The organism is Rhizobium sp. X9 (assembly GCF_018873185.1).
GTDB lineage: Bacteria > Pseudomonadota > Alphaproteobacteria > Rhizobiales > Rhizobiaceae > Agrobacterium > Agrobacterium oryzihabitans.
Genome location: NZ_CP071312.1, coordinates 50,879 through 68,487 on the forward strand (window position 1 = coordinate 50,879; position 17,609 = coordinate 68,487).

22 protein-coding genes are annotated in these 17,609 nt (G+C 59.7%); 17 read left to right on the forward strand and 5 right to left on the reverse strand.

Annotated features, from left to right (window positions below; all coding sequences use genetic code 11):
* Positions 1–50: 50 nt before the first annotated feature.
* From JZY08_RS15365 to JZY08_RS15430, 14 genes are all read left to right on the forward strand, one after another.
* Positions 51–749 (forward strand): TetR/AcrR family transcriptional regulator, encoded by a 699-nt coding sequence (locus JZY08_RS15365; protein ID WP_082185910.1) that lies wholly within the window; start codon positions 51–53, stop codon positions 747–749.
* Positions 750–994: 245 nt separating this feature from the next.
* The gene (locus tag JZY08_RS15370) at positions 995–2,137 is read left to right on the forward strand and encodes a Gfo/Idh/MocA family protein (RefSeq protein ID WP_216332335.1); all 1,143 of its coding nucleotides are present in this window, start codon (positions 995–997) and stop codon (positions 2,135–2,137) included.
* A gap of 10 nt (positions 2,138–2,147) precedes the next feature.
* Positions 2,148–3,311 (forward strand): dihydrodipicolinate synthase family protein, encoded by a 1,164-nt coding sequence (locus JZY08_RS15375; protein WP_082185909.1) that lies wholly within the window; start codon positions 2,148–2,150, stop codon positions 3,309–3,311.
* A 26-nt stretch (positions 3,312–3,337) separates the two neighbouring features.
* Positions 3,338–4,159 (forward strand): sugar phosphate isomerase/epimerase, encoded by an 822-nt coding sequence (locus JZY08_RS15380; protein WP_216332336.1) that lies wholly within the window; start codon positions 3,338–3,340, stop codon positions 4,157–4,159.
* A gap of 19 nt (positions 4,160–4,178) precedes the next feature.
* On the forward strand, positions 4,179–5,414 hold the full coding sequence (locus JZY08_RS15385) for a Gfo/Idh/MocA family protein (protein ID WP_216332337.1): 1,236 nt from the start codon (positions 4,179–4,181) through the stop codon (positions 5,412–5,414).
* Positions 5,415–5,750: 336 nt separating this feature from the next.
* A complete protein-coding gene (locus JZY08_RS15390) occupies positions 5,751–5,921 on the forward strand; it encodes a hypothetical protein (RefSeq protein ID WP_003499808.1) in 171 nt (56 codons plus the stop codon).
* Positions 5,922–6,191: 270 nt separating this feature from the next.
* Positions 6,192–6,401, forward strand: a complete 210-nt coding sequence (locus tag JZY08_RS15395) for a cold-shock protein (RefSeq protein ID WP_003499811.1) — start codon at positions 6,192–6,194, stop codon at positions 6,399–6,401.
* Between the two features lie 111 nt (positions 6,402–6,512).
* Positions 6,513–6,800: a hypothetical protein gene (locus JZY08_RS15400; protein WP_003499813.1), complete on the forward strand. Its 288-nt coding sequence runs from the start codon at positions 6,513–6,515 to the stop codon at positions 6,798–6,800.
* A 27-nt stretch (positions 6,801–6,827) separates the two neighbouring features.
* The gene (gene rpsU, locus JZY08_RS15405; protein WP_035225615.1) at positions 6,828–7,064 is read left to right on the forward strand and encodes a 30S ribosomal protein S21; all 237 of its coding nucleotides are present in this window, start codon (positions 6,828–6,830) and stop codon (positions 7,062–7,064) included.
* Positions 7,065–7,099: 35 nt separating this feature from the next.
* Entirely contained in the window at positions 7,100–7,315 is a 216-nt protein-coding gene (locus tag JZY08_RS15410; protein ID WP_003499818.1) for a hypothetical protein, read from the forward strand.
* A 148-nt stretch (positions 7,316–7,463) separates the two neighbouring features.
* Positions 7,464–7,742: a hypothetical protein gene (locus tag JZY08_RS15415; RefSeq protein ID WP_082185907.1), complete on the forward strand. Its 279-nt coding sequence runs from the start codon at positions 7,464–7,466 to the stop codon at positions 7,740–7,742.
* Positions 7,743–7,828: 86 nt separating this feature from the next.
* Positions 7,829–7,966, forward strand: coding sequence for a hypothetical protein (locus JZY08_RS15420; protein WP_216332338.1), 138 nt, complete (start codon positions 7,829–7,831; stop codon positions 7,964–7,966).
* A gap of 577 nt (positions 7,967–8,543) precedes the next feature.
* Positions 8,544–8,834: a hypothetical protein gene (locus JZY08_RS15425; RefSeq protein WP_216332339.1), complete on the forward strand. Its 291-nt coding sequence runs from the start codon at positions 8,544–8,546 to the stop codon at positions 8,832–8,834.
* A 12-nt stretch (positions 8,835–8,846) separates the two neighbouring features.
* Entirely contained in the window at positions 8,847–9,155 is a 309-nt protein-coding gene (locus tag JZY08_RS15430; RefSeq protein WP_003499825.1) for a hypothetical protein, read from the forward strand.
* 279 nt (positions 9,156–9,434) lie between these two features.
* On the opposite strand, the gene JZY08_RS15435 is transcribed toward JZY08_RS15430, so the two are convergent.
* Positions 9,435–10,532, reverse strand: a complete 1,098-nt coding sequence (locus tag JZY08_RS15435) for an acyltransferase (RefSeq protein ID WP_216332340.1) — start codon at positions 10,530–10,532, stop codon at positions 9,435–9,437.
* Between the two features lie 312 nt (positions 10,533–10,844).
* Here JZY08_RS15435 and JZY08_RS15440 point away from each other — a divergent pair, with 312 nt between their 5' ends.
* Positions 10,845–11,081 (forward strand): acyl carrier protein, encoded by a 237-nt coding sequence (locus JZY08_RS15440; RefSeq protein ID WP_003499836.1) that lies wholly within the window; start codon positions 10,845–10,847, stop codon positions 11,079–11,081.
* A 16-nt stretch (positions 11,082–11,097) separates the two neighbouring features.
* Here JZY08_RS15440 and JZY08_RS15445 read toward each other — a convergent pair whose 3' ends face one another.
* The 4 genes from JZY08_RS15445 to JZY08_RS15460 all read right to left on the reverse strand — a co-directional run bounded on the left by JZY08_RS15445 (position 11,098) and on the right by JZY08_RS15460 (position 15,275).
* Complete coding sequence (locus JZY08_RS15445) at positions 11,098–13,056, reverse strand: MacB family efflux pump subunit (protein WP_216332341.1); 1,959 nt, start codon at positions 13,054–13,056, stop codon at positions 11,098–11,100.
* 2 nt (positions 13,057–13,058) lie between these two features.
* Entirely contained in the window at positions 13,059–14,282 is a 1,224-nt protein-coding gene (locus JZY08_RS15450) for an efflux RND transporter periplasmic adaptor subunit (protein WP_216332343.1), read from the reverse strand.
* Between the two features lie 2 nt (positions 14,283–14,284).
* Positions 14,285–14,533, reverse strand: a complete 249-nt coding sequence (locus JZY08_RS15455; RefSeq protein WP_216332345.1) for a hypothetical protein — start codon at positions 14,531–14,533, stop codon at positions 14,285–14,287.
* Between the two features lie 124 nt (positions 14,534–14,657).
* Complete coding sequence (locus JZY08_RS15460) at positions 14,658–15,275, reverse strand: hypothetical protein (protein WP_216332347.1); 618 nt, start codon at positions 15,273–15,275, stop codon at positions 14,658–14,660.
* 202 nt (positions 15,276–15,477) lie between these two features.
* Here JZY08_RS15460 and JZY08_RS15465 point away from each other — a divergent pair, with 202 nt between their 5' ends.
* The gene (locus tag JZY08_RS15465) at positions 15,478–16,209 is read left to right on the forward strand and encodes a response regulator (RefSeq protein ID WP_216332349.1); all 732 of its coding nucleotides are present in this window, start codon (positions 15,478–15,480) and stop codon (positions 16,207–16,209) included.
* Positions 16,206–17,471, forward strand: coding sequence for an ATP-binding protein (locus tag JZY08_RS15470; RefSeq protein WP_216332351.1), 1,266 nt, complete (start codon positions 16,206–16,208; stop codon positions 17,469–17,471). Before JZY08_RS15465 ends, JZY08_RS15470 begins: the two co-directional genes overlap by 4 nt.
* Positions 17,472–17,609: the final 138 nt, after the last annotated feature.

Genomic DNA, 17,609 nt, shown 5'->3' on the forward strand with positions numbered 1-17,609 from the left:
ATTGGTTACATGGGAACACTGATCGACAACATTGTCAAGCGGGTGATGAAATGGAAGAAACGACGAAAAACCATCAGCCCGATCCGGCTCCCGAAAAAGCGCCTGCCCCCAAGCGTAAACGGGCGACGGCCCAGGTGCGAAACCCCGAGAGAACGCGGGCAGCCATCCTTGAAGCCGCCCGCCGTGAGGTGGCCGCCAAGGGGCTGGCAGGCGCGCGCATCGACGTCGTCGCAAGGCGGGCCGGCACCAACAAGCGGATGATCTACCATTATTTCGGCGACAAGGACGCGCTTTATCTCGCGGTTCTGGAAGACGCCTATCGCCATATCCGTCACACCGAAAGACGGCTTGACCTCACCCGCAAGGCGCCGTCGGAAGGCCTGCGGGAACTTGCGCTTTTCACCTGGCATTATTTTCTCGACCACCCGGAGTTCCTAAGCATCCTCGCCACCGAAAACCTCAATAAAGCCCGCTATCTCAAGCAATCCCCGACGATTGCGGCCATGCACTCGAACTTCATTTCCGAACTTGAGGACGTGCTGCGGCGCGGCAGCGATACGGGCGAATTCCGTGACGGCCTCGATCCGATCGACGTCTATCTGACGATTGCCTCGCTCGGCGCTTTCTATCTGTCGAATCGATTTACGCTGTCGACGATCTTCCAGCGCGACCTGACCGACCCCGCCGAACTCGAACGCTGGGGCCAGCATATCGTTGACACCCTGCTTGCTGCAGTGCGGCCGGTCTGAGCCGCAAAAACCGAATTCCTCTTTAACAACAGCGACGACGCGCCATTCGCATTCGCGAAGCGCGTCGTTTCCTTTTGCGCCGCGGCACGAGGCCGTGATTCCAGCCGCCGTCACAACATGTGATTTTCCTGCCAAAAACACCTTGACAGATCGCGTCCTTCACGATCACAAATAACCAAATGGTTACAAATTGCCATGTTTGACGGAAGCGGCTTTCGGGAAGAGGCCGCCTTGGGAGGAAATTCATGAAACGTATCGGCGTCATCATGCACGGCATCACCGGCCGCATGGGTTACAATCAGCACCTCGTGCGCTCCGTTCTCGCCATTCGCGATCAGGGCGGCGTGGTTTTGAAGAGCGGCGAAAGGGTCATGCTCGACCCCATTCTGGTCGGCCGCAATGGTGCGAAAATCGAGGAAATCGCCAAAAAGCACAATGTCGCGCGCTGGACGACCGATATTGACGCCGCACTTGCGAACCCGGATGACACGCTGTTCTTCGACGCCGGCACGACGCAGATGCGCGGCAGCCTGCTGGAGAAAGCCATCAAGGCCGGCAAGAACGTTTATTGCGAAAAGCCGATTTCCGACACGATGGAAGAGGCGCTGGCGATTGCGCGGCTGGCCGAAAGCGCCGGCATCAAGCACGGCGTGGTGCAGGACAAGCTGTTTCTGCCCGGCCTTCGCAAGCTCGCCATGCTGCGTGACAGCGGCTTTTTCGGGAAAATCCTCTCGGTGCGCGGCGAATTCGGTTACTGGGTCTTCGAGGGAGACTGGCAGCCGGCGCAGCGTCCTTCCTGGAATTACCGCCTGAAGGATGGCGGCGGCATCATTCTCGATATGCTGTGCCACTGGCGTTATGTGCTCGACAATCTGTTCGGCCCGGTCAAATCCGTCAGCTGCCTCGGCGCAACCCATATTCCTGAACGTTTCGATGAGCAGGGCAAAGCCTATAAGGCAGATGCTGACGATGCTGCCTATGCCACATTCGAGCTGGAAGGCGGCGCTATCGCCCACATCAACTCTTCCTGGGCCGTGCGGGTACGCCGCGACGATCTCGTCACCTTCCAGGTGGACGGCACCCATGGTTCGGCCGTGGCGGGCCTCACCAAATGCTTTACCCAGCACCGCACCAACACGCCGAAGCCAGTGTGGAACCCCGACCAGCCGCAAACCATCGATTTCTACAAGACCTGGCAGGAAGTGCCGGACAATGTGGTCTACGACAACGGCTTCAAGGCGCAATGGGAAATGTTCGTGCGCCATCTCGTCGATAACGACCCATGGCCCTACGGGCTGATGGAAGGCGTGAAGGGCGTGCAGCTGGCCGAACTGGGGCTGAGATCGTGGAAGGAACGCCGCTGGCTCGACGTTCCCACACTTTCCTGAGGAGGCGACAGTGAGCGAACTCAAGCTTCCGAAGGACGACCGCAGCATTGAGGTCTACCGGCTGTCAGGCACGCCTGTTCCCGTCGAAAAACGAAGTGCTGCGGATTTCAACCGCGTCGCCTTCGCCGCGGCCCATGTGGTGGCCGATCCCCTTGCCGACAACGACCCGTGGTTGACGCCCGCCATCGACTGGGACGCCACCTTGCGTTTCCGTCACCGCCTGTGGGACCTCGGCCTTGGTGTTGCCGAGGCCATGGATACGGCTCAGCGCGGCATGGGGCTGGCATGGCCGCAGGCGCAGGAACTGATCTCCCGATCGTTGAAGGAAGCAGCCACCCGCAAGGATGCGCTGATTGCCTGCGGCGTTGGCACGGATCATCTCAATGGCGGCAGCCACGACCTGAACCAGATTATCGACTCTTACATCGAACAGCTTGATTTTGTTCAGGGAGAAGGTGGCCGCGTCATCCTGATGGCAAGCCGTGCACTGGCCGCTGCCGCCCGTTCACCGGACGACTATCTGCGCGCCTATGCCAAGGTTCTGTCCCGCGCGGATGAAAAGGTGGTGATCCACTGGCTGGGCGAAATGTTCGACCCGGCGCTTGAGGGTTATTGGGGGGCTGGCGACCACATGGAGGCAATGGAAACCTGCCTTGCCATGATCGAGGAGAATGCCGACAAGATCGACGGCATCAAGATTTCGCTTCTCTCCAAGGAAAAGGAAATCGTCATGCGCCGCCGCCTGCCTGCAGGCGTGCGCATGTATACCGGCGACGATTTCAATTATGCCGAACTGATCGCCGGTGACGAAAAAGGTCATTCGGACGCGCTGCTCGGAATTTTCGACGCCATTGCGCCGGCCGCCTCCAAGGCGCTCGCCAGCCTGAAGCGCGGTGCGGACAATGAATTCTTCGACATTCTGGAGCCGACGGTGGCGCTTTCGCGCCATATCTTCAAGGCGCCGACCCGCTTCTACAAGACCGGCGTCGTATTCCTCGCCTATCTCAATGGCCTGCAGGACCATTTCACCATGGTCGGCGGGCAGGAAAGCACCCGCTCCACCCAGCATTTCGCCGAGCTTTTCCGGCTGGCGGACAAGGCGAATGCGCTTGCCGAGCCGGATCTCGCCACGCACCGCATGAAAGCGTTTCTGGCGGTCCGGGGCATCGGCTGAGGCAATAGAACAAGGGAGAGAACGACATGAGCCTTGAAGGCCTTTCCATCAATTTCGCCACTGTGCGACAGGGCGGCGATTTCGGCGCTATCGTCGATGCCTGCCTTGCGCATGGCATCACCGCCATCTCACCCTGGCGCGAACAGGTGCACGGCATCGGCCTTACTGAAGCCGCCCGCATCGTTGAACAGAACGGCATTCGCCTCAGCGGCCATTGCCGTGGCGGCTTTTTCCCCGCCCCCGATGCGGAAGGCCGCCGCCGCGCCATCGAGGACAATAAACACGCCGTCGATGAGGCCGCCGCCATGAAGGCCGATTGCCTGGTGCTTGTCGTGGGCGGCCTGCCCGCCGGCTCGCGCGATCTCAAAGGTGCGCGGCAGATGGTGGAAGACGGCATGGCCGAACTTCTGCCCTATGCGCGCGCCGCTGGCGTGCCGCTCGCCATCGAGCCGCTGCATCCCTTCTATGCCGCCGACCGCGCCTGCTTCAACACCCTGAAACAGTCGCTCGATCTCTGCGACAGGCTGGGGTCTGGAACCGGCGTCGCCATCGATGTCTACCACGTGTGGTGGGACCCGGAACTGGAGGAACAGGTGGCGCGCGCCGGCAGGAACGGGCAAATTCTGGCGCACCATATCTGCGACTGGCTGGTGCCGACGACCGATCCGCTCAACGATCGCGGCATGATGGGCGACGGCGTGATTGACCTCAAGGCATTTCGCGCCATGATCGAAGCCGCTGGCTTCCACGGCCCGCAGGAAGTGGAGATTTTTTCGCATCGCTGGCAGGCGCGCCCGATGGATGAGGTTCTCACCACCGTGGTGGAGCGTTTCAAGACTGTTTGTTGATATATCCGGGAGAGAGACAATGCCTGAAAGGGTGAAACGCAAACGCTATGCGCTGGTCGGCACCGGCAATCGCGGCACCACCATGTGGGGCCGCGAACTTCTGGCCGGGTGGAGCGACTATGTAGAACTGGTCGGCATTTGCGACCTGAACCTGATGCGCGCCGAACGGGCCCGCGCCATGATGGGATCCAGCGCACCTCTTTATGATGACTTCGACCGGATGATGGTGGAGCAACGACCGGAGCTGGTGATCGTCTGCACGCCAGACGACACCCATGACGACATCATCATCCGTGCGCTGGAAGGCGGCGCGGATGTCATCAGTGAAAAACCCATGACCACGACGCCGGAAAAGATCGACCGCATCCGCGCGGCGGAGGCAAAAAGCGGTCGCCGCGTCGACGTGTCCTTCAATTACCGTTTTTCGCCGACGGCCGCGCGCATCAAGGAGCTGATCGACGACGGCGCGATCGGCACCGTCACCTCGGTCGATTTCCACTGGTACCTCGATAACCAGCACGGCGCGGATTACTTCCGCCGCTGGCACGCCTTCACCGAACATTCGGGCAGCCTGTTCGTGCACAAGGCCACCCACCATTTCGATCTTCTGAACTGGTATCTCGATTCCGACCCCGTCGAAGTCAAAGGGTTTGGGCAATTGCTGCATTATGGCAAAAACGGCCCATTCCGGGGAACGCGCTGTCGCACCTGTCCGCACAAGGATGAGTGCGACTATTTCATGGATCTCGGCGCCGACCCCTTCCTCGATGCGCTCTATGAAGACCCTTCGGCCGTGGACGGCTATATGCGTGACGCCTGCGTGTTCCGCGAGGAGATCGATATCCCTGATACGATGAGCGCCTCCATCCGTTATGCAAGCGGCGTGCAGGTCTCCTATTCGCTCAACACCTATATGCCGATCGAGGGCCACCACATCGCCTTTAACGGGCACAAGGGCCGAATCGAGATGCGCCAGTATGAAAAGCAGCCCTGGACGGAGCCGCCGGCAGACGAAATCCTGCTGGTGAAAAGTTTCGGCGGCGGCGTCGAGCGTATCTGGGTGCCGCACGAGCCGGGCGGCCACTATGGCGGCGACAACCGCATGCGCGACATGATCTTCAAGCCCGGCTCCAACGACCGGCTGCGGCAGCGGGCCGGTTCACGCGCCGGCGCCATGTCCGTTCTCTGCGGCGTGGCAGCCCTGAAGAGTGCCCGCGAAGGCGGCACGGCGGCGGTGAAATCCCTGCCCCGCTAGATATTTCCGGTGCGCGGCCCTTTCGATTCTGTCGCCGCGCGCCGCAACTGCCAAAAAGAACGGACGACATTCCACAGATTACGCGCTTCTTCCCTGCCGGTAAGGTGATGGCCGGGGGAAGAAAGAGTTAACCATGTCCAGTCTTCAATCACTCGTTCCGCTCATCATCATTGGCGCCAGCCTTATCCTTTTTTTCAAATGGGTAGGCCGCGACATGAACAGGCAAGAGAAAAAGCCGCGCTCCCGCCGCTGACGGTGAAAAGCGCGCCTGCTTTGGCGCGCCCGCGGAACTTCGCACTCGTCCCGGCGTTTCCCTGTCCAACAGGAGAACGCGCGATGACGCAGCAGCAAAAGCCGAAAACGACCGATAAACGGCCCTCGAAGGCAAGCGAAATCCCACCCGCCGGCCCGCATGCCAAACCCTCCCTTACCGACCATGACAAGACGCCCGGCGCGGGCAGCCTGCCAGAGGACGACGCGAAAGACGTCTCTCCCGGTGCAGGCTGACAAAACATCGAAAAATTGGTTTAGCAACCGGGCTACGCGTGGAAAAAGCAAATTTTAACAGTGACTTATGCGCATGACCATTGTCGAATGATGCAATTCCCGCCCCGGCCCATTGCAAAATCAAAAATTGAGCCTATATTCGCCATATCGACCATTGCTTGTGACGTCGCTCCTGGGACACTACGTCCCGACGGATTTCCTCTCAAATAATCGATCTAATCCCGCAAGGTATCGCGGGAACCACAACGATTGCTACGAAAGGAAATCGTTATGAACACTGGTACTGTAAAGTGGTTCAACGCCACCAAGGGCTTCGGCTTCATTCAGCCTGACAACGGCGGCACGGACGTTTTCGTCCACATCTCTGCTGTTGAGCGCGCAGGCATGCGTTCGCTGAACGACGGTCAGAAGATCACCTACGACATCGTCCAGGACCGCAAGTCCGGCAAAAGCTCCGCCGATAACCTTCAGGCAGCTTGATATTTGTCATTTGACCCCGCAGACCACGGATGTACTGGCTGCCGGTTCGAGTGATTGTGAGAGGTCGGGTTTAAGCCCGGCCTTTTGTTTTTTTGGCCATGGGAGGCCCTCATGCGCAAAAATCTATACCGCTCCGGCGATGCGATCGTTCTGAAGGCAGGCGTCCTTGGCGCCAACCAGCCCAGCGGCCCCGGCCGGATCATAGCGGTTCTGCCAGAAACACAGGGCCTGGTTCGTTTCAGGGTGCGTTTCCAGCACGAGAATTTCGAACGGAATATAGCGCTCGACGAAATTGATGCGGCTTCCTCGTCATCGCGGGCCCGAGATGTGGAGAATTCAGCACCCCGCGCGCCGGGATCGAGCTGGATCAACACGAATACGATCAAGATCAGAAAATAGCAGCGGTGGCTGCGTTAAGGAGATATTTTGCAGGTACTCGTCCGAGATAACAATGTTGAACAGGCCCTTCGCGTCCTGAAGAAGAGAATGCAGCGCGAAGGTATCTTCCGCGAAATGCGCGCGCGTGAATCCTACGAAAAGCCGTCGGAAAAGCGCATCCGTGAGGAAGCCGAAGCCGTGCGCCGCCACCGCAAGATGGCGAAGAAGAAATTGCAGCGCGAGGGACTGCTTCCCTCCCCCAAGAAGGTTGCCCGCGCCCGCTAACCGTCAAAAGAGCGCTTGCGCAAAGGAGAATGCCAATGGCTGCGACAAAAGAAGCCTTTTTCAAACCCGGCAAATTATCCGCGCAGGACAAGGCATCGCTGACGGACAGCGCGGCAAAGCAGATTATCAATGCTGAGTCCGCCCAGCGCGCCCGCAAGACGGAACGCCTTCGCCAGCTTCGCGAAGCACAGGAAGCGACCATCGTCGCCCCTGTGCCCGCACGCCCGAAAAAGCCCTCCGCGAAAAAATGATCCGGCTGCGTTTTTTGACGCGGCCGACCGCAAAAAATTCTTGAACCTGATACATAACAGGCGCAGGCTTCGCGTGGTCAGCATTCCGCTGAATGACGCTGATGATTGAGGGCTGAGTGTCCTCGCCCCCGAACGAAAGAAGGTCGAGATGTCTTCCGAGTTTTATTCATCAAGCCTCTCACGCAACCTCGTCCGCACCGGTGGCGCGGGCTACCGGGAAAACGCCTCGTTGCGTCTACTCCTGGGCAAAGCCGAAGAAACGGCTGAGCGCGTGGACTACTATCGCGGGGAACCGACAGGCTTTTCGGCCTTTCCGGATTTCAGCCGTCAGACCCGCATGGCGCGAAGCCTCCTCTCTGCAGGGCGTATCCGCCTGACCAACCCGGCCGTGGAGAAAAACCCACTGTCTGGACCACCTTCCCCGTGACGATAAAGCCGCTTGCCGCAATCGGCCTGTGACGAGCGACCATGCACGGACCGCATCCGATACCAGTTCAATATGAGGAGGACACCATGGCCAAGGGTCAAGTACGCAGCAACAAGGAAATCCGCAAGCCGAAGAAGGACAAGACCAAGACCGCAGCAGCAGCGCCAGCTGGCTCGCAGGTCAAGTTCGCAAACGCCACGACAGCGGATGGCAAAAAGAAATAGGGCAAGGTCGAAGCCGGTCGCTGACAGGTGCCGGCGACGAAACATCTCCTGGTATACGGACTTGTTTTGGCCACATTGCCCTTCTATATAAAGAATGTAGCAGCTGCTGGTGAGCGCAAATGAAATTGTCGTTCGCAGTTGTTTTAGTCGCTTTGGACTTTTGACCACGGATGTACTGGCACTGGTGTTAAGAGCGATATGAGGAAGGTCGGTGCAATATTGCCCCGGCCTTTTTTGTTGTCTTTAAAGGCCATACCGAAACCTGCTCAATACCGCCGCTGACGGCGGAATTAACTTGCGTATTCCGTGCAAAGAGCGCACCTTTTATTGGCGGCGATTTTAAAGGGCGTTGCCGTCTTGAGGCTGGTTGCCGATTTCAAGCCCGTTTTACACATGTTTCGATGGAACGGCCGCCCTTGGAATTCAACAGGGCCTGCCGAAGGCATCGGCCCCGAAAACCGGCATCGGTCATCAACCGTCCCGGTATCGTTTCAAAATGTTGGAGCGTCCCCGTGCAGCCTTAATAAGGGACGCGCGACGCTCCGGCTTTTCTGAGCTCACAAGAAAGGAGGATTCAATGTCTTCCGCATCCCATAGCTGCCTGATCTCTTCCCAGGATCTCAAAATGCTTCAATCGGTCCTCGAAAATGTCGGCTTCAATTGCCAGGACGAGGATAACGACAAGAAACTTCACAACAGGGCAGCCCGCAAGATAATCGAACTGTATCAGGACGGCCTGACCGATCCTGTGGAACTGACGAAAGAAATGCGTTTCCTGTTCGGCGTCCAGAAGCACGACCGGATCAAACCATGGAAACCGCTCCCCCGTTATGCAATCCAGGGTCTGCCACTGCTTTACCGGCATTGAGGGAGAGCGCAGATGCGTGAATACATCATGGTCAGCACCGGCCTTTGGCTCGGGCTGTTCCTGACATGGTATCTCGTCACCCTGTACGATACGGATAAAATTGTTGCGCCGAACGTTGTTTCGGCGCTGCCGCAACTGATGACGTCATCGGAATGCGAAGCCCAGTTCGGCATTCTCTTTTCGATGGGCGACAAGCTGTTGAAGGCCGGTGGCCCTGTTGTTCCCGAGGATTTGCGCCGGAATATTGAAAGCTGCATCTCTTCTGACGAGGGCAGCCGTCTGAAATTGAAAGATAATCAACTCATTCGGCTTTTCCCCTGAGGCTCCGCCGACAACCGGCCCAGTCTACCAGATTTAATAACCATCAAAATCACCGATGAAAATAACGGCTTGGCAAACGGGATATATCAGGAGACACTAAATCGATCGGACATCATGTCCGGGAGTTTGCGTCTGCGTGGAGGGTGAGTATGACGTATGACTGGAGCGGCCGTAGAATGCGCCGCATGCGCGCCGCGAAACTGACGATCATCAGCCTCGTCGCCGCCTTTGTGCTAACGGCCCCGATCTTCGCCCATTACTGACCATTCAGTCCTGCGGTCACACCGGCTGCCTGATGTCGGTCCGCTTTTTCAGGCGGATCTTTAGCCATTTCTGGACAGGCTGATCGTAATGGACCGTCAGGTACCATGACAGGCACGTCGTTCCGATCAGGAACACGATACCGGCCGGCAAGGCGATATTGTCCCTGTGGACTGCAGGTACCAGAAACTCCACCCAGGCCAGAAGCGGAATATGCAGCACATAGACCGCGTAGGACGCCGTACCGAGGAACGCCGACACCATGCCAACCCTGCGGCCGGGAACAGTCTTGCTGGCAACGAACAGCAGCAGCGGCCAGACAAAAAGAACGACTGCAAGGTCAAAGAACGGCCGCAGCTCGCGAGACATGGGCATGGCAAGGATGACGCAGACCACGAGGAGGCAAAGAGCCGCATGGACAGGCCTCAACTCCGGAACGCGGTTGCGGAAACGGTAGATCAATACGCCGGCGAAAAATGAGAAAAACACCCTGCCCATGCCGGCATACATTTCGTTCCAGCGAAATCCCGCATGCAGTCTGCCGAACTCCGCAGCCGCCACCATCAGCACGACAACGCTGACGGCCAGCACCACAATCGTCTGCTTCGTTGTCGCCCGCACGCCCCATCGGGAATAAACCGCATTCACGACCAGCTCGTTGAAAAGCGACCATGCCGGACTGACCAGGAACAGGGCCCCGTTCAATGTCAACGTGAAGGGCGCTGGAAGAAAGAGAAGCCCCGTCACCAGAGCGAAAGCCAGCTCGCCGGGATCGATGAGGCGATGGAGATCATCGATCGGCGTTGGCAGACCGAGAACGTAAAGACAGACGAAATAGGCCGCCATCAGGGCCAGGGCCAGCACATAGAGCGGATAAAGACGCGCAAAGCGCGCCTTCATGAAAAAGCCGGGCGTTATCGCGCCTTCGCGCAGTTTTACGCTATAGGCATGCGCCAGCACGAAACCGCTAAGCGCAAAGAACAGATCGACGGCGAGATAGCTCGACGCCGTGCTCTTTCCGAAAAGCACCTCGGCATGACGGTGCACGATAAATAGGGCGGCCACACCCCTTATGCCATCGAGCAATATGAAGCGTTCCGGGGACGAATGGACCATGGGCGTGGATGCTCGGTGGGGCTGAACGATATTTACTCCATAAAAACGCGGTTTAGCGCGCAGCGGTTCACCGCTTCCAGTCACAAACTGTTCAACGCGGCGCACACCCCGCATTCTTATGGGGCATCTACGCGCGGTCAACGCTCTTTCGCAGTCGCCAAAGGCATGCTACGTCCGGATGTCATCGATGCTTTGAACCTTTGACTCCGCGCATTATGCCTCGCGAAAACCGGCTTCGATTTTCGCACAGATGTTCTGGGCGCAAATTCAATCGTGCGGTACGGCGGCAAGCAACTTTCGCGGAGTCCCACCATGTCCAGCATCGCAGACCGTATCAAAAAAATCATCGTCGACCAGCTGGGTGTAGACCCAGGCACGGTTGTCGACGACGCCAATTTTGCTGACGATCTCGGTGCCGATTCTCTCGAAGTCGTTCAGGTCGTCATGGAAATCGAGGAAGAGTTCGGCGTGGAAATCCCCGATTCCGCCGCCAACACGATCCTGACCGTCGGCGACGCCATTCGTTTTATCGAAAAAAACAAGGCGTGACCGGTAGCGGCAAACACTATCCTGCCGACAGTGCCGCGACGGGATCGAGTTTCGACGCGTTGCGCGCCGGCAGGTAGCCGAAGACGACACCGATCAGCGTCGAGCAGACGAAAGCGGCAACGATTGGCGTCGTGGAATAGACCATGGCGAAATTGCTGCTGAAGGCGGCGAAAAGCACCCCGAAGCCGAGACTGCTCAGCACGCCGAGCGTACCGCCGATGATGCAGACGAGCACTGCCTCGATCAGGAACTGCCGCAGAATATCGGTGCGCCGAGCGCCGACGGCCATGCGCACGCCGATTTCCGACACACGCTCGGAGACGGAAACGAGCATGATGTTCATCACCCCGATACCGCCGACCAGAAGCGAGATCACCGCAATCGCCGCAATCAGGAGCGTGAGCGTCTGCGTGGTGCTGGTAATCGTCTGACGAATATCGTCGGTGTTGAGAATGTAGAAATCCCGGGTGCCGTGCCGCTGGGTCAAAAGCGTGGTCACCGCCTGTTCGGCAATGGCGGCGTCGGCATCGTCGCTTACCTGCACCGTGATGCTGCGCAGCGACAGGCTGCCGAGGAAGCGCGACTGGACGGCGGTATAGGGCAGATAAAGCGACAGGTTCTGGCTTGAACCGAAACCGCCCTGCTGCGCCTGCGTGATGCCGACGATGCGGGCCGGCACCTTGCCGATGAGAATGACCTGACCGACGGGACTGCCGCTGAAATCCGCAAATAGCGATTTGCGGGTATTTTCGTCGATCACCACCTCCTGCGCCTTCTGCGCGACGCTAGCCGCATCGAAAAACCGCCCCTGCGACAGCTTGGTGCCCTTGGCGACGAAGTAACGCTCGCTGACGCCATTGACGAGCGCATTCGCCTCCTTCGCGCCGAAACGCACCGTGCTGGAGGTGGACACCGTCGGCGTGACCGCCGCGACATAGGATTGTTGGGCGAGCGCATCGGCGTCAGAGACGACAAGCGTGGTGATCTTGCCCGACCTGATGTCGCCGAAATCCTTGCCCGCGAAGATTTCGAGCGTGTTGGTGCCGAGGCTCGAAATATTCTGCAATACGCGCTGCTGCGACCCCTGCCCGAGCGCCACGACACTGATGACCGAGGCGATGCCGATGATGATGCCGAGCATGGTGAGGAAAGTACGCAGCTTGTGCGCCCGCATCGACAGAAGCGCCATGCGCAAGGCTTCGCGGAGTGAGGAAACGAGACTGGAGAGGCCTGAAGTCCCGCGGGAAACGGCAGCGGGCCGGGCCTCCTCCGGCAATATCGCCAATGTATCCGCCTTCCGGTCCGAAACGATGGCGCCGTCGCTGATTTCGATGATCCGCCCCGCGCGTCTGGCAATCGACATGTCATGGGTGACGATGATGACGGTGCGGCCTTCGGCATGCAGCTCGTCGAGAATACGCAACACCTCATCGCCGCTCGCGCTGTCGAGCGCGCCGGTCGGTTCATCGGCAAGGATGACCTCGGCATCGTTCATCAGGGCGCGGGCGATGGAGACACGCTGCTGCTGGCCGCCGGAAAGCTGGCCGGGCCGGTGATCGAGGCGTTCCGTCATGCCAAGGCGGCCAAGAAGCCTTGCGGCATTGCTCCTGCGCTCAGCCTGCGACTTGCTGGCGTAAATTGCCGGGATTTCGACATTGCCGAGCGCCGTCAATTCCGCCAGCAGATGGTAACGCTGGAAGATGAAGCCGAGATTTTCGCGTCGGAGCGCCGACAATTCATCGGCATCGAGATGCGCCGTTTCCCGGCCCCTGATGCTGTAGCTTCCCGAACTCGGCCGATCGAGGCAGCCGAGAATATTCATCAGCGTCGACTTGCCCGATCCGGACGCGCCGACGATCGCCACCATCTCGCCGGCCTCGATGGTGAGGTCGATGTTCTTGAGCACGCTGATGGTGCCTTCGCCGGAGGGATAGTCCCGCCGCACGGATTTGAGGCTGATCAGAGGGGCAGCCATATTCAAAGCCCCATCGGCGGCCCGCCCGGCCCCGGCATGGAGTTCGTTTTGCTTTCGGCTGAAAGCTCTCCGGTCACGACGCGCTCGTTCTCGGCAAGGCCGGAGAGAATCTCAGCCGTGACCTTGTTGTTCAGCCCCACCTTCACCTTGCGCTCGGAAATCCCGCTATCGGCAGCGACCACGCGCACCGAATAATCGCCGTTTCCATCCATATTACCAAGTGCGGCGGCAGGAACCGTCAGGACGTCCTTTGCCTCGCCGAGAAGGATATGGACCTCCGCCGTCATATAGGTGCGCAATTTGCCTTTCGGGTTCGGCACCTCGAAAACGCCGTTATAATAGATGGCTTCCGATGACGAGGTGCTGGAGGAGGACGAGGTGGATGTGGAAGACGTCGAGGAGCTGAAGCTGGAATCGCTGCGCACCGATTCCGGCGCGGGCTCAATGGAAGCGAGCTTCGCATCGTAGCGCTGCTGCGGTTCGCCAAGCACCGTGAAATAGACCGGCAGGTCGGGCTTCACCCTCGTTACATCCGCTTCGGAAATTTCCGTGCGCACCGTCATCCGGTCAAGCTGGCCGAGGATCACGATGGTCGGCGCGGATTGGGTGGCGTTGACGGTCTGCCCTTCCTGGCTGACGATCGACAGAACCGTGCCTTCGATGGGAGCGGTGATCTTCGTATAGCCAAGATTGGCTTCGGCGGTTTCGACCGCGACCTGCGCCTCCTCGATCTGGGCGTCAATTGCCTTGATCTGCGCCTCGGTAACGGCGAGTGCTGCGGTGGCGCTTTCGAAATCGGCACGGGAGGCGGCGTTCTTGGAGACCATTTCCTGCTGGCGGGCAAGGCTCTGGCGGTTGAGAACAAGCGTCGCCTGTTTCTCCACGCGCTGCGCGTTCACATTGGCCAGCGCTGCCTGCGCGGTGCGCAGGCTGTTGGTCTGGGTGACGGAATCGATCTCGGCGACGAGATCGCCCGCTTTCACCGTGTCGCCCAGCGCAACCTTGACGGCGGTGATGCGACCGGAGGCCTGTGCGCCGACGGCCACGAGGCGAACGGGTTTCAGCGTTCCGGTTGCCAGCACCGTCTGCTCTATATCGCCGCGCGTCACCTGCGATGTGATGTAGGCGGGCGCGGCGGCCCGTGTATATTGCGAGGACAGCCAGTAACCGCCTGCAGCCAGAGCCGCAATCGCCAGCAATGCCCCTGCCTTACGTGCCGTTTTCATATTTATGTCCAGTCCGGCCGGCGATAGGCGCCTGTGGATTTTTCAGCGTCAGCCTTGCGGCAGGTGTTGCGAGCACGTTTGGAGCCCGTCTTTTCGTGCTGGTCCGTCTTGCAGGCGGGATGCAGCCGCTTTTCTACCTGCCGCGATTTCGTCGCCGGCGTTTCCACCGCCCGTTCCTTGGCTGCGGCGACAGACCAGACAAAGCTCAGGCCGAAGACCGTTGCCAGAACCACATAGAAATATTTCATCATCGTCTTCCCGCTTGAAAATCACGCGGGGGATCGCAGGCGAGCGATCCCCCGGCTGCAGCCGTCACCGGCTGATTTCCTCCTCTACTGGGGGGCAGATTAAAGGAGGAAACTGTGAATAGTGGTTTCAGCCCCGCTCCGCCTGCGGAACCGGCGGCATCCTGTCGCCATGAGGCGGACCGAAACGACCGCCCTCCCCGGGTCCGTGGCGCGGGCCGGGAGGTGGCATCAAGGCACGCTCGAGTTCGGCAAGTTTCTGTACCTGCTGCGGCGAGAGCTTCGGCTTCAGCGCTGCGACGGCGTCCTGCAAGGTTTTCGCCTGCTCGGCTTTCTTCGCGACGATGCCTGCCAGTTCCTCGCCGGCAAGACGCGGCTCGGGTCTGGCCGAATCTTCGGCCGACATTGCCGGCAGCGGCGCCCGCTCAGGACCGGGCGAAACGAGATCGATCAGCGCCGAGGCATAGGCCCGCCACGGCCCGAGCTGTTCCGGCGTAACGCCGATATAGATTTCGGCGGCCGAAAGCTTCGTCGCCAATCCGAGAACATCAGGTCCTGCCATTCTGCGGATGTGTGGCATCGGCCCCCGATCTGGTCCACGATCCGGGCCGAGATCGGGAGCCCCGGGTGGCACGCCCTGCTCGGTTGCCTGTGGTGCCGGCGCATTCTGCTCCTCGGCCTGCGAGACGGCGGAAGCGCCCAAAATTGCGGTCGCGATGACGGCGGTGGCCAATAACGAGTTTCTCATCTTACCTTCCTTCCGTTTTCCAACATGAAAGGACGATAGGAGTGCCGGGTTTCCGGCTTTGGTCCGAATGTTTCCGATTTTCTTTCGCAGCCGGCCTATTTGTAACCGAATGTTGCCAGACGGGCCGTGGAAAGCTTTCGTTGCAAAAATCCGCCGTTTCCTTGCGGCGCTTATGTATAGTGGCATCAAAAGGTTGGACGATATGACGACGGTTTCGGTTACACATGTATTGATCGTTGATGACGATCCGGAAATACGCACATTGCTCGCGAAATATCTCGGCTCGCAGGGATTTCGCGTGTCGATGGCCGCCGACAGGCGCGAGTTCGAGGAAAAGATCGTCAGTTCCGATCCCGATCTCATCGTGCTCGACGTGATGCTGCCCGATGGCTCGGGCCTCGATATCTGCCGCGATCTTCAGGGCCGCCGGCCACGCACGCCCGTCATTCTTTTAACCGCGCTCAAGGAAGATGTGGACCGGATCGTCGGGCTGGAGATCGGCGCCGACGACTATCTCGGCAAACCCTTCAACCCGCGCGAATTGACGGCGCGCATCAAGGCCGTGCTGCGCCGTGCGACACCGCAGGAAGTTCCCCGCGCCGCATCCGCCGCCTATCATTTTGCGCAGTTTACCGCCGATCCGGAACAGCGCTCCGTCATCCACACGGGCGGTGAAAAGATCGAGCTGACGGGAGCGGAATTCGATCTGCTGAAAGTCTTTCTCGACAGGCCCGGCCGGCTTCTTTCCCGCGACCAGCTTCTCGATCTGACTCAGGGCAGGGACCGCGGTCCTTTCGACCGCTCGATAGACGTGCTGATGAGCCGGTTGCGCAAAAAGCTGGACGCCGACGCAGCAAGCCCGATTTTCAAGACGGTGCGCAACGGCGGTTACCAGATGACGGTGCAGGTCAAAACCCTGCCGGTGCCGCGATGAATTCGCTGAGAAACCGTATCGCCGCCCTGCTGATCGCCTCCATCATCGCGGTCATCGCGCTTGCGACTGTCGTGGCCGACCGGACATTGCGGCCGCCGCCGCCCGACGCCACCATCGAGCCCTTGGCGCGCAGTCTCGCCTTTGCCGTGACGATGGCCGAGCGCGACCCGACCCTGCAACAACCAGGCTATTTTCGCATCGAACAACGGCCGCCGACAGGTGACCCGGACGGCATGCTTTCGGAATTTCTGGAAAAGGCGCTCACCCGTGTCGGAGAACCCCGCGCCGCAATCGTCGTTCGCATGCCGGGAAACCCCGCGCCGGTCGCGGCCATCGCGCTTGAAAAAGGCGGATGGCTGGTCGCCGAAATTCCGCATATGGGCCCGCCGCCCGGCGGCTGGAAGGTCTTCGGCATGTGGATCGGCCTCATCATTCTCGGCAGTGCTGCGGTTTCGATCTTTGCCGCGACCAAGATCACCCGCCCGCTCGACATGCTGGAAAATGCCGCCGCCAGCATCGGGCCAGACGGTTCGCTGCCGCGCCTGCCGGAAACAGGGCCCGGCGAAATCCGCGCCACGGCACGGGCGCTGAACGAACTCGCCACGCGCCTGAAGGCGGCGATGGAAAGCCGGATGCGCCTTGTCGCCGCCGCCGGCCATGACCTCAGAACCCCGATGACCCGCATGCGCCTCAGGGCGGAATTCATCGAAAACGACGAGGAACGGGCCAAATGGCTGGCGGACCTCGAAGAACTGGATGCCATCGCCGACAGCGCCATCATGCTGGTGCGCGAAGAGGTGAACCAGGATACGGTCAAGACGATCGATGTCGGCGCGCTGCTCCGCGAAATCGTGAGAGACCTTTCCGATCTCGGCCATGCCGGTGCGCTGGATTTCATGGAGCCGGAGGCGACCATGACGATCAGGGCCGCGCCGCTCGCGCTCAAAAGGGCCATGCGCAACCTCGTCCTCAACGCCGTCACCCATGGGAAAAAGGCGCATATCGACCTGACCGAAGATGAAAGCGAGATCGTCGTGACGATACGGGATGAAGGTCCCGGAATTCCGCAGGAGCTGATCGGCAGGGTTTTCGAACCCTTCTTCCGGGTGGATCTCGCCCGGCGCAAATCGATCCCCGGCGTCGGGCTGGGCCTGGCCATCGCCAGGGAAATCATCGAACGTTTCGGCGGCACGATCACCATTGCGAACCACAAGAAACAGGGCCTGATCCAGACAGTGATCTTTGCCAGAGCGGCACCTTGAAAAACGGCCGGCATTGTCTGTCGGCCTGACCTTTTTTGCTGAGAAAAAAGATACATGATAAAATTAGTCATGTTTCTTGCCATCGGGTGATTTTTCACCTATTGACCCGGGGATCGCTCAATTCTTCCGACCGGGAAC

Coding starts and splice junctions, on each gene's coding strand:
- JZY08_RS15440 (WP_003499836.1), top strand. CDS start 10,845: ATGTCCAGCATCGCAGACCGTATCAAAAAAATCATCGTCGACCAGCTG.
- JZY08_RS15370 (WP_216332335.1), top strand. CDS start 995: ATGAAACGTATCGGCGTCATCATGCACGGCATCACCGGCCGCATGGGT.
- JZY08_RS15455 (WP_216332345.1), bottom strand. CDS start 14,533: ATGATGAAATATTTCTATGTGGTTCTGGCAACGGTCTTCGGCCTGAGC.
- JZY08_RS15435 (WP_216332340.1), bottom strand. CDS start 10,532: ATGGTCCATTCGTCCCCGGAACGCTTCATATTGCTCGATGGCATAAGG.
- JZY08_RS15445 (WP_216332341.1), bottom strand. CDS start 13,056: ATGGCTGCCCCTCTGATCAGCCTCAAATCCGTGCGGCGGGACTATCCC.
- JZY08_RS15400 (WP_003499813.1), top strand. CDS start 6,513: ATGCGCAAAAATCTATACCGCTCCGGCGATGCGATCGTTCTGAAGGCA.
- JZY08_RS15410 (WP_003499818.1), top strand. CDS start 7,100: ATGGCTGCGACAAAAGAAGCCTTTTTCAAACCCGGCAAATTATCCGCG.
- JZY08_RS15430 (WP_003499825.1), top strand. CDS start 8,847: ATGCGTGAATACATCATGGTCAGCACCGGCCTTTGGCTCGGGCTGTTC.
- JZY08_RS15415 (WP_082185907.1), top strand. CDS start 7,464: ATGTCTTCCGAGTTTTATTCATCAAGCCTCTCACGCAACCTCGTCCGC.
- JZY08_RS15385 (WP_216332337.1), top strand. CDS start 4,179: ATGCCTGAAAGGGTGAAACGCAAACGCTATGCGCTGGTCGGCACCGGC.
- JZY08_RS15365 (WP_082185910.1), top strand. CDS start 51: ATGGAAGAAACGACGAAAAACCATCAGCCCGATCCGGCTCCCGAAAAA.
- JZY08_RS15470 (WP_216332351.1), top strand. CDS start 16,206: ATGAATTCGCTGAGAAACCGTATCGCCGCCCTGCTGATCGCCTCCATC.
- JZY08_RS15380 (WP_216332336.1), top strand. CDS start 3,338: ATGAGCCTTGAAGGCCTTTCCATCAATTTCGCCACTGTGCGACAGGGC.
- JZY08_RS15450 (WP_216332343.1), bottom strand. CDS start 14,282: ATGAAAACGGCACGTAAGGCAGGGGCATTGCTGGCGATTGCGGCTCTG.
- JZY08_RS15420 (WP_216332338.1), top strand. CDS start 7,829: ATGGCCAAGGGTCAAGTACGCAGCAACAAGGAAATCCGCAAGCCGAAG.
- JZY08_RS15460 (WP_216332347.1), bottom strand. CDS start 15,275: ATGAGAAACTCGTTATTGGCCACCGCCGTCATCGCGACCGCAATTTTG.
- JZY08_RS15390 (WP_003499808.1), top strand. CDS start 5,751: ATGACGCAGCAGCAAAAGCCGAAAACGACCGATAAACGGCCCTCGAAG.
- JZY08_RS15395 (WP_003499811.1), top strand. CDS start 6,192: ATGAACACTGGTACTGTAAAGTGGTTCAACGCCACCAAGGGCTTCGGC.
- JZY08_RS15465 (WP_216332349.1), top strand. CDS start 15,478: ATGACGACGGTTTCGGTTACACATGTATTGATCGTTGATGACGATCCG.
- JZY08_RS15425 (WP_216332339.1), top strand. CDS start 8,544: ATGTCTTCCGCATCCCATAGCTGCCTGATCTCTTCCCAGGATCTCAAA.